Annotated in this window: 8 protein-coding genes and 1 tRNA gene; 8 read left to right on the top strand and 1 reads right to left on the bottom strand. The window is 37.8% G+C overall.

Annotated elements, in window-relative coordinates:
- The first annotated feature begins 78 nt into the window (after positions 1-78).
- From EU510_RS04695 to EU510_RS04665, 7 genes are all read left to right on the top strand, one after another.
- Complete coding sequence (locus EU510_RS04695) at positions 79-2040, top strand: FAD-dependent oxidoreductase (RefSeq protein ID WP_149592470.1); 1962 nt, start codon at positions 79-81, stop codon at positions 2038-2040.
- A 93-nt stretch (positions 2041-2133) separates the two neighbouring features.
- Entirely contained in the window at positions 2134-2817 is a 684-nt protein-coding gene (locus EU510_RS04690; protein WP_149592469.1) for a DoxX family protein, read from the top strand.
- Between the two features lie 129 nt (positions 2818-2946).
- Entirely contained in the window at positions 2947-3495 is a 549-nt protein-coding gene (locus tag EU510_RS04685; RefSeq protein ID WP_149592468.1) for an NAD(P)H nitroreductase, read from the top strand.
- Between the two features lie 203 nt (positions 3496-3698).
- Positions 3699-4076: a hypothetical protein gene (locus tag EU510_RS04680; protein ID WP_149592467.1), complete on the top strand. Its 378-nt coding sequence runs from the start codon at positions 3699-3701 to the stop codon at positions 4074-4076.
- A gap of 144 nt (positions 4077-4220) precedes the next feature.
- Positions 4221-4311, top strand: a tRNA-Ser gene (locus EU510_RS04675).
- Positions 4312-4365: 54 nt separating this feature from the next.
- Complete coding sequence (locus EU510_RS04670; protein ID WP_149592466.1) at positions 4366-4752, top strand: hypothetical protein; 387 nt, start codon at positions 4366-4368, stop codon at positions 4750-4752.
- A gap of 69 nt (positions 4753-4821) precedes the next feature.
- On the top strand, positions 4822-5442 hold the full coding sequence (locus EU510_RS04665) for an FKBP-type peptidyl-prolyl cis-trans isomerase (RefSeq protein WP_089347571.1): 621 nt from the start codon (positions 4822-4824) through the stop codon (positions 5440-5442).
- Positions 5443-5804: 362 nt separating this feature from the next.
- Here the strand turns inward: EU510_RS04665 and EU510_RS04660 are convergent, their stop codons facing one another.
- Positions 5805-8183: a TonB-dependent receptor gene (locus EU510_RS04660; protein WP_149592465.1), complete on the bottom strand. Its 2379-nt coding sequence runs from the start codon at positions 8181-8183 to the stop codon at positions 5805-5807.
- 772 nt (positions 8184-8955) lie between these two features.
- On the opposite strand from EU510_RS04660, the gene EU510_RS04655 reads away from it, so the two are divergent.
- Positions 8956-11283: a beta-galactosidase gene (locus tag EU510_RS04655; protein ID WP_149592464.1), complete on the top strand. Its 2328-nt coding sequence runs from the start codon at positions 8956-8958 to the stop codon at positions 11281-11283.
- Positions 11284-11287: the final 4 nt, after the last annotated feature.

Below are 11287 nucleotides of genomic sequence, written 5' to 3'. Positions count from 1 at the left end.
TGCACATATTGCTTATTACTTGCCATTAAAGCAGAATTAGCTAATGTATACAGGTTAGACCAGTTAACGGGGCACAAGATGTTAGAACAACAATTACAACTAAAACACACACAATTACGTAACCGCTTAGTTATGGGCTCAATGCATACAGGTCTTGAAGAGGGCTGGCATAACCGCAAACGTTTACGCGCATTTTATGAAGCTCGTGCAAAAGGTGGCACCGCAATGTTAATTACAGGCGGATACAGCCCTAATTTACGAGGCAAGCTAACACCTATTTCTTCCTCATTTAATAGTTATTACGATGTGTTTAAGCATCGCGCTTACACAGATGCTGTGCATAAACACGGTGGAAAAATTTGTTTGCAACTACTACATGCTGGACGTTATGCATATCATCCTTTCAATCAAGCACCGAGTGCAATAAAAGCACCTATTAATCCTTACAAACCTAAAGCGATGTCGCTTGGCTCGATTAAAAAAACAATTAAAGACTTTGCGCATTCTGCCTATATGGCCGAAAAAGCCGGCTACGATGGTGTAGAAGTGATGGGTTCTGAAGGGTATTTGATTAATGAGTTTATGGCGCCGCACACCAATAAACGCGATGATGAATTTGGTGGCAGCCTAGAAAATAGAATGCGACTTGCACTTGAAATAGTTAAAGCTGTAAGAGCAAAAGTATCTGAAAAATTCTTAATTATTTTTAGATTGTCGGTCATTGATTTAATTCCAAACGGTTCAACACCAGAGGAAGTTATCATCCAGGCTACCGAACTTGAAAAAGTGGGCGTTGATATATTTAATACTGGCATTGGTTGGCACGAAGCGCGTGTACCGACTATTGCGAGTATGGTGCCACCGGGTGCATTTAAAGAAGCATCAAAGCGTTTAAAAGACGTAGTTAATGTCCCTGTGATTGCCGTTAACCGAATTAATACTCCAGAAATTGCGAACGATATTCTAAACGCAGGCGAGGCTGATTTAATTTCGATGGCACGTCCATTATTAGCTGATCCTGAGTTTTTTAATAAGTACGTAAACAATCAATCTAAACAAATTAATATTTGTATTGGGTGTAATCAAGGTTGTCTAGATCACGTATTTAAAAATAAACGTGCTACTTGTTTAGTTAATCCACAAGCGGCATTTGAGCTGGACTACCCGCTAGAGCAAGCAACAAAAGCTAAAAATGTATTAGTTGTCGGCGCAGGTCCTGCTGGTTTATCAGCCAGTTGTTACTTGGCTCAAAAAGGGCACAACGTCACGTTAATTGATCAAAAATCGCAAATGGGCGGGCAATTTAATTTAGCCATGCAGATACCGGGTAAAGAAGACTTTAACCATACACTTACTTACTTCACTAATGAGCTCGAGCGATTAAAAGTAACTGTGGAGCTTGGTAAAGCTTACGACGATTCAATGCTTAAAGATTATGATGATATTGTTTTTGCAACAGGCGTTAGGCCACGTGAAGCCTCTATTAAATGTAGTGACGATAAGCGTGTGTTTGCTTATGACGAAGTTATACGCGGAGAAGTAGCACTGGGCAAATCAATCGCCATTTTAGGTGCTGGCGGTATTGGTTTTGATATGGTTGCTTTTTTAAGTGAACATAAATCACAATCTATTAGCGAGTTTAAAACGCAATGGGGAATTGAGTGTGATGCACAACCTCATAAAGACGAGCGTCAATTGTATATGTTAAAACGCAGTTCGGGTCGTTTTGGTAGTGAGCTTGGTAAAACAACTGGTTGGATACATCGCCAAGTTGCTAAACAGCATGGCGTTAAACAAATTGCGGATTGCCAATATCAAAGTTTTGATAAAAATGGATTAACAATTAATGTTGCAGGAGAAGTTCAAGTACTGCCAGTAGATACTGTTATTGCCTGTATTGGTCAGGTTTCTAACAACGAAGTACTAGAAAGTTACACAGATAATGCAAAAGTGCATGTGATAGGTGGAGCTAAATTGGCTGCTGCAATTGATGCTAAACGCGCTATTTTTGAAGCCCTACAAGTGGCGAGGAGTATTTAACCTTTGTAAATAAATTGAAATAGTTTATCAATTTATACGGTCTTTGTTGTTTATAGTCTATAACTTAATAAACATTGAACACGCAGGATACGCATGAATAAACTAATCAGTTTTTATAACATAATATTGGGTAAACTATCGTTTTTAGATGGTTTACCTGCTTTACTATTTCGCTTGATTTTAGCTCCCGTTATGATTATCGCAGGTTATAACAAACTTGCTATAAGCACTGAAGCAGAAGGCTTTCTAAATAACTTTTTAGCATCGCCTGATGTCGTCCAATGGTTTGGTAATAGTGAATGGGGTTTAGGCTTACCGTTTCCTGATTTACTCGCTTTCTTAGCTGGATGGAGTGAATTTTTAGGTGGTTGGTTGTTATTATTTGGCCTTTTAACTCGCTTGGTGAGTATCCCGCTTATGTTCACAATGGTTGTAGCGGCTACTTCAGTACATTGGCATAACGGGTGGTTTGCAATAGCGCCGACTAATCCAGAAACAAGTGCTGCGCAAGTACTCGATTGGTTATCTATCCCGGGTGCAAAAGAAAGCCTCGAAAACTCACTAGAAGTACAAGACAGGATAGGAAAAATTCGTGGCTTAGTTGAAGAACACGGCTTTCCTGATTACCTATACGAAAAAGGTAAACCATCTATTTTAAATAATGGCATAGAATTTTCGGCAATTTATTTTGCTATGCTCCTAAGTTTATTTTTTATGGGCGGCGGGCGATTTGTTAGTATTGATTACTGGTTAAAGCGAAACGCTATAAAAAAATAGCGCATTAAATGTATTTTATTAATGGCCGCATAGTTGACCCTTTGCGGCCGTTTTGCATTTTAATTTCTCGGTATTTATTATTTAAGGTTTTAAATGTTACTCTATCGTTTTGAATTTTGAGGAATCGTTATGAACGCTATCGAGCTTTTACTTACCCGCCAATCAGACTCTAAACTAACAGAGCCGGGCCCTTCGCCTGAGCAGCTCGACATAATTAAGCAAGCAGCATTACGTGTTCCTGATCATGGCTGTATAGCACCGTGGCAGTTCATCATTGCTCAAGGTGATGCACGCAATAAACTGGGTGAAATTTACCATCGAAGTGCAGTGGCAGAGCAACAGGAAGAAAAAGTAATTAACCGAGCTAAAGAGCTTCCCCTGCGTGCGCCTATGATTGTAATAGCAATTGCTAAATATCAAGAACACCCAAAAGTTCCTCGTATTGAGCAAGTACAAAGTGCAGGCTGCAGTGTATTAGCAATGCAACAAGCTGCATTTGCTCAAGGTTTAGGTGGGGTTTGGCGCACAGGTTACTTTGCACAAAGTAGGGCGGTCAAAAAAGCGCTTAACTTACATGAGCAAGATGAAATTGTAGGTTACTTATACATTGGCACTCCTCAAGTCGAGTGTAAAAAGTCGCCTCGCCATACACCAGAACATTATTTTAGTAACTTGTGAAATAGTATGAACTTTATGCAATCTGCATAGTCATAATTCATTAAGGTTGCCTAGAGTAGTATAAAGAAGTTAGTGGTTTGGCTGTGAGAAGCGCTTGGAAGCACAAAAGTTAATAATTCTTCTTCAGTTTGTTTTTTAATCGGTTGTTTTTTGATACATTATGGAAAGTCTTAATAAAAATAACGATAAAGAAGACGAAAACAATGGGAAATTTATTTTTACAGGAAAAAGAAAACTGGCTTGCGTGGTCAATTTGGGGAATTGTTGGTGCTTTTGTAACACTGTATGTTGCAATGAGCACAAATGCATCACACCTTATAGCAGGCTCTTCAATAGGTATGCTAATACTATTAACTTTGTGGATGCAACAGTCTAAACGTTTTGACTTTGGACGGGCATTTAAAGTGTGTTGTTATGTTTTAGCCCTTAGTGTACTCCCCGCTTTTATGTTTGTAATAGTGCCAAGTGATGATTTAAATCGGTTTGACTTAATTTTTCAAAGTGTAACATTCACGGCATTGAGTTTATTGGCTTGTTTGATTTGTTCTTGGATTGCTCGCAGGCCTAAACAATATTACTGAGTATTGAATTAATAAGCGTATTGAAGTAAATAGCGTAACAAAAGAGCAATATGACTTGTTTTTAATCGTTTAATTATTATTTACGATTAATTTATATTTAGCTCTTTACAAGTAACACGTTTAACCATATTATTCGCGCCGTACGGAGAGATGGCAGAGTGGTCGAATGCACCGGTCTTGAAAACCGGCATGGGTTTATAGCCCATCTAGGGTTCAAATCCCTATCTCTCCACCATTATTTAAAAAAAACCGCCTTATAGGCGGTTTTTTGCTTTGTGGAGTTTAATTAATGACTAAAGCAACGAACCTATCAACCTCACAGCAATTAATAAAACATCTTTTATTATGGGTGGTATTTGGTTACTGCTATCAAAGTGCTATTAGCTTGTTGGCAAAAATGGCGGTCGACGCACAGCCAGAATATCCATTAATTACCGCTTTTGCTTATGGTCTTGGTTTTAATATTTTGGCTGCCCATCTTATTACTAAATATGATAAACATTGGCCAGTAATTGGCTCTGCTTTTATTGGTTTAGTAGGCTTAGTTGCAGTGCCATTTTTACTGTCTGGCGAATCTGGATTATTAGCTACTCCTTTACTTGTTGGAATTTTATTCACTTTACCGCTTTGTAGTTATATTGTTGGCCTAATTAAGCTAAAACTCAGCAAAAACTAGCCCCAAACGGGGTTTATTTTGTGATAGCATATACGTGTCTTTTAACTAACAAAACGTGAAAAACACATTATGTCAGATAATTTTACTACAGATGCTGAAAAAGCAAGTTACGGTATTGGCTTACAAATGGGTGAGCAACTTAAGTCTAATCCTTTTGAAGGCTTAAACCTAAATTCAGTATTTGAAGGCATGAAAGATGCGTACGCTGGTAGCGCATTTCAAGTTGAGATCCCTGAGATTCAAGCTGCATTCGAAAAGATTAACGAAGAGATCCAAGCTCGTCGTGAAGAAGAATCTAAAGTACTTTCTGCCGAAGGTATTGCATTCTTAGAAGAAAACGCAAAACGTCCTGAAATCACAGTAACTGAGTCTGGTCTTCAATACGAAGTACTAGCGACTGGTGAAGGCGAAAAACCAACTGCTGAGTCTACAGTACGTGTTGATTACCACGGTACACTAATTAACGGTACTGTGTTTGATAGCTCATACGAGCGCGGTCAACCAGCTGAATTTCCAGTTGGTGGCGTAATCAAAGGCTGGACTGAAGCATTACAAATGATGCCTGTAGGTACTAAATGGCGTATCTACGTTCCTCATGAGCTTGCTTATGGTGAACGTGGCGCAGGTGCTGCAATCGCACCTTTCTCAACGCTTGTATTTGACGTTGAGTTACACGAAATCCTTTCTTAATTTAACTATTAATTAAGAATTTAAAAAGCCGTGTTCAATTTGAACGCGGCTTTTTTGTGTCTGTAATTTAAGTGTTTAATTCAAATTCGATTAATTGAGTGTTCTATTTTGCGCTAAGAAAATAGTATCGATAAAAAGGCAAAAGCTTTTAATTAATTGTTATCACTAATTGCTCCTGCATTACTTTACCTTTTGCACCCATGCAGTTGTATACCAGAATTTTTTACGCAATTAACGTAAGATTTAATCCCTTAAATTGATCAAATATTATTGCCGATTGATATTATATATTCTAAAAATAAAAAACCGCATTAATAAAATGCGGTTTATAAATATATAAACTAAAAACTATTTTTTAATTATTAAAAATAACCACGAACACCAAAGCGGAAGTTTCTGCCAGGTAGTGGGGCTTTATCTTTAATAAATGAGCTATGTACAAAACCTAACTCATCAGTAATGTTATCCACGTTTATATACAGCTGTGCATCTACACTGCCTAAGCCTAATTGGTAATTAGCCTGTGCATCAAATAACGTATAGCCATCAGTTTGAGTTTCAAATGCAGTTACATCGTTTTGATCAAAGTAATGAGTACCTGTAAGCGTTAGTTGTAAATCACCTAAATCATACTGTAGCTCCGAGCCTAATTTATTGGCTGGGATACGTGGTAGGTTACCTTCATCATCTTTAAGTTTTGCACGAGTTGAATCACCAAATACTTTCACCATAGCGCTTGATGTAATTTGATAGTGAGCATCAAATTCAATGCCATATAGCTCTGCATCTTTACTGGTAAACTGATAAACCGCAACAGCATCATCATGTGCACCAATTGCTGATTCTAAACCGTCTTCTTCATCGTAAACTAAACCTGTATTTTCTTGGAAATAAAAGTTCTTAATATCGTTATAGAAAAAGTTAACGGTGTAACCAAAGTCGCCGCTAAAGCGTCTAAAGCTTAAATCTAGGTTGGTTGAAGTTTCTTGCTTAATATTTTCAGGTTCAAAATGTGCTTCATTACCCTCAATGTTATAACCAAGGCCAAGTTCATACGTACCCGTTGCAATGTGCAAACCGTTAGATAGAAGCTCTGCAGAAAGTGGAGCTCGCTCTGAATGAGAAATACTTGTCGCAATACTATGTCCCGGTTTGTACTGCCATATTGCACCCACTGATACACTTAAATTAGTAAAGCTTTTACTGTAATCAAGCGTTTCTTCGTCGTGTTCTTCTTCAGCTTCGTCGTGGTCATGGTCATGCTCAGCTTCTGAAATTTGGCTTTCTATTTTGTAATCTTCAATACGCGCGCCAAGTTCAATTGTAACGTCACCAAACTCACGCTCTTCTAGTAAATATAATGCGTTAGTTGTCGTTACACTTGCTGGTGTAAATGCTTCTTCACCAATTGCATCGTAGTCAGAATCGCTGTAGTGATAGCCAACCATGCCATGCCAATCAGCAAATTTATGTTCTACATTTAAGCGTGCTTCAGTCGTTTTATTTTTAAAAGTCGTACCAATTTCGCCATCTTCAATTTCGCTGTGCGAGTAATCTGTATAGCCAACACGTAGGTTGATGGTTTCAATCCAGTTATTATGAAGGGCGTAACTTACAAGCCCTTGCCAACGGTCTTGCTCTAAATGTGCATAAACGGCTTCTTCTGCTTCTTCATCTTCATGCTCTTCATGTTCTTCTTCAGTTTCGCCTTCGTGATCATGCTCGTGGTGATGCTCATGTCCTGGAATACCGTAATCGGTATCAATGCTACCGTAAGAAAAACCAATCGTTAAGTGCTCTCCAACATAGCTAGTACCAAAGTTAAGCGTTTCGCTATCAATGAAGGTGTTCTCTACTGAATCTTCTTTTTCAACATCGCCATCATCATCGGTGATAGTAAAGTTTGGTGTTTGGTAATCATCGCCGCTACGTTTTGTACCATCAAAATGAAAGTTAAAGCCGTCATTACCTGTTTCAAGTTTTGCAGCAACTGTGTTTGCGTTAGATACAGTGTCGTGGCTGTATTCAGCAGCACCTGTTAAATCGTCAATATTGCTAGTAGGAATGCGGTTATCAACCACGTTTACCACACCGCCAATTGCACCAGAGCCATAAAGTAGGGTACTTGGACCGCGAAGAACTTCAATTTGTTCAGCTGCTAAACTGTCGCTCGATGTAGCATGATCAGGACCAATTCGTGATGCATCGCTGGCATCTAAACCATTTTGTGTGATTTTAACGCGAGGGCCATCTAAACCACGAATAATTGGGCTTGATGATACAGGGCCAAAGTAACTTGCATTTACGCCTGGTAAACCTTTTAGAGTTTCACCAAGAGTTGGTTTTGATTTATTTCTTAATTCATCACCTGAGAGTACGCTTACTGGCGATATCATCTCGAGGCTATTTTTATGAAGTGCAGAGGCATAAACAACCACTGTCTCAACCGATGTTGGTTTAAGTGATACAGACAGATTGTTTGAAGATTCGCTAACAGCAATACGAGAGTCTACGTAGTTGTCTTTACTAATATGTAATTGGCTATTTGCATCGATTTCTATAGCAAATTCGCCTAAATCGTTACTTTTAACGCTTTGGTTTTTGCCATGTACATGAATTGAGGCATTTTTAATTGGTTGATTTTTGTCATCCATTACTTTGCCAGTAATAGTGGCAGCCAAAGCTGATTGAGAACATAAAACAGAAAAAATAGCAGAGGAGATTAATGTTAACTTTGTCATGGATATATTGGTTCGCGGTTACTATGTTGTGATATAATATAACACCGCAAAATTGACGAATCAACAATGTTATACTATAGCTCTTCTGTTTGCGTTTAAATCAACAAAAATACCGATAAGCTGTATTATTTATCATAAAATTTATAAGATATTGACTCTACTTAGCTATGAAGAACTATTTTACTCCCACTTAAAATAATTACTAAATATTAGGGCGTATTGATATTTCATGGTTGAATTTAAAGCTGTATGTTTGTTTTTTAGGCAAGGCGGAACCTATGTAGTGTGATTGTTCCTATAATACAGACGATAACGCAGCATAAATACCAGACATGTGCTGCCTAAAGGGTTCTTTCTAGGGATGATTAACGCTTCGTTGCCTACATTGATGTTGGTAAGGGGCGTGAGCAGGACGTGGAAGTTTTGCGCTGTTTTTCTTATTTTTACATGAATGTATGCCAGTAGGGTAACACAGGAGCAGTTACTGAGCCCACGAGGTACAAACTTCACGCCACGATTGAACCCCCCTAGATTTAACGAATTTCGACCCAGAAAAGCAACTAGCCTTAGATTAAAATCAATTTAATACACTGAATTATATGTATTTAAGTACCTCCTACTATTGTGTGCCTTTTATAAATGCGCGCATTATTGTTGACAGTTAATTGTTTTATAGTGTGCTGTGTGTAATTATCTTTTCTGTTTGAGCGCTTTTTTGCTAACAACAAATGCTTAAAAGTACATAATTTAATACGCACAATAGTAGGTCAACATGATTTTCAATCCTTATAGTGTAAAATTATCATTCGCTTTGTTTTGCTTAACAGTACTTACTGGGTGTAATAATGCGAAAACGTCGAATCAAGATTCAACTAAAGCAGTTAGCCCATTAAAAAAAGAACATATAATTTTTGATTTTGAACAAAACAATTACAGTCAGTATATAAATACAATTAATGGCTTTAGTGCATTAATAAAAGAAGGAGGAAACCATAAATTAGCGGTGACATTAAAATCTAAATCTAATGTAGAAAGTGACTTTGAATTCATAAACCCAAAAGGCTGGGATTGGCAAGCTATTGGAAATTTTGCGCTAGCATTAGATATTCAAAACCCTGATGAAGTATCTACACACTTATATATAAAAACAGCAGATAAGTCGGGTAAATTTCAAACTCGAAGTGTTGTTGTGCCAGCAAAGTCTCAAAATACGTATTACATAGAATTAAAAGGCGAAAATTTAAATGTTAATTCAGGTATTCGCTCAAACCCACCAAGTTGGAAAAGCAGTTATACGCCAATAATCTATAGAGGCGGACAAAAAAATATCGATGTTAGCAGCATTGTAAAAATATCATTTGGAGTAAAAGGGCTACTTGAAGATAAACGTATTGTAATAGACAACTTGCGCCTTATAAAGCCAACTAATTTTGATACTAACTATCTAAAAGGGTTAGTTGATAAATTTGGTCAAAATGCAAAATTAAACTTCACCAATAAAATATCTTCACCTGAGCAGTTACAAGTTATTTCTCTAAAGGAGCAAGGTGAGTTACAAAACTCACCAATTAAAGGACGTTCTAAATTTAGTGGCTGGAAAAACGGTCCACGATTAAAAGCAACGGGATATTTTAGAACCGAAAAATACAAAGGCAAATGGAGTTTAGTAGACCCACAAGGCTATCTGTTTTTTTCAACCGGTATTGATAACGTTCGTATGGCAAATACATCAACCATTACCGGGTACGATTTTGACCAAAGCTATATTAAGCAGCGCGAAGCTAATGATTTAACACCAGAGGATTCATTAGGATTAAATCCAGCTCCAAAAACTGCGTGGTCAACACGTTATAAAAGCTCAACACTAAGATCTGATATGTTTAATTGGCTACCAGAACCAAGCAATCCTTTTGCTGATAACTACGGCTACAGACGCGAAGTTCACATTGGTGCAATTAATAAAGGTGAAACGTTTAGCTTTTATCGCGCTAATTTAGAGCGAAAATATCAAACTCATAACAACAATGACTTAATGAAACAGTGGCAAAACACCACTGTAAAACGCATGCTTTCATGGGGCTTTACTTCTTTTGGTAATTGGATAGAGGAAGACTATTACCATACTAACCAATTACCTTACTTTGCTAACGCGTGGATCATTGGTAATTTCAAAACGGTAAGCAGTGGTAACGACTACTGGAGTCCATTACCTGACCCATTTGATCCATTATTCGTTGAGCGCGCAGATGTAACGCTTGCAAAAGTAGCCCAGCAAGTTAAAAACAGTCCTTGGTGTGTTGGTGTATTTATTGATAATGAAAAAAGCTGGGGGAAGATGAATTCAGACGCTGGACGTTACGGCATTGCAATTAATACACTTAAAAATAATGCTCAAAATAGCCCTACAAAAGCGCAATTTGTAACCTTGATGAATAATAAATACAGCCAAATTAGCAAACTTAATAAAGCATGGAATACACGTATTACCTCATGGGATGAGTTTGCTGCAGGCGTGACACTTACGCAGTTTAACGAGCAAACTAATATCGATTTATCAGCGATGTTGTTTCATTATGCTAATCAGTATTTTGCGGTAGTTGACGCTGCTATAGCTAAACATCTTCCCAACCAGCTGAATATGGGAGCACGTTTTGCTGACTGGGGCATGACGCCTGAAATAAGAGCCGCCGCTGCCGCGCATGTAGATGTGATGAGTTACAACTATTACCGAGAGGGATTAAATGAAGATTTTTGGGCATTTTTACCTGATATAGACATGCCCAGCATAATAGGTGAATTTCATAATGGGTCGCTTGATTCTGGGCTATTAAACCCAGGTCTTATACACACTCAATCTCAGCAAGAGCGTGGTACTAAATACAAAAAATATATGAATAGCGTTATAGATAACCCATTTTTTGTTGGTGCACATTGGTTTCAATACATAGACTCTCCACTAACGGGGCGAGCATACGATGGTGAAAACTACAATGTAGGCTTTGTAAATGTAACTGACATACCTTACAAACCGCTTGTTGATGCAGCTAAAAGCGTGAATAAATCGTTATATGAACGCAGATATAATAATGCAAAAAATTAAATAT

Origin of the sequence: Pseudoalteromonas sp. FUC4 (genome assembly GCF_008370255.1) — a bacterium.
Lineage (GTDB): Bacteria > Pseudomonadota > Gammaproteobacteria > Enterobacterales > Alteromonadaceae > Pseudoalteromonas.
Note: the sequence above shows the minus strand (reverse complement) of the source record. Positions and strands in the feature narration are given on the sequence as shown.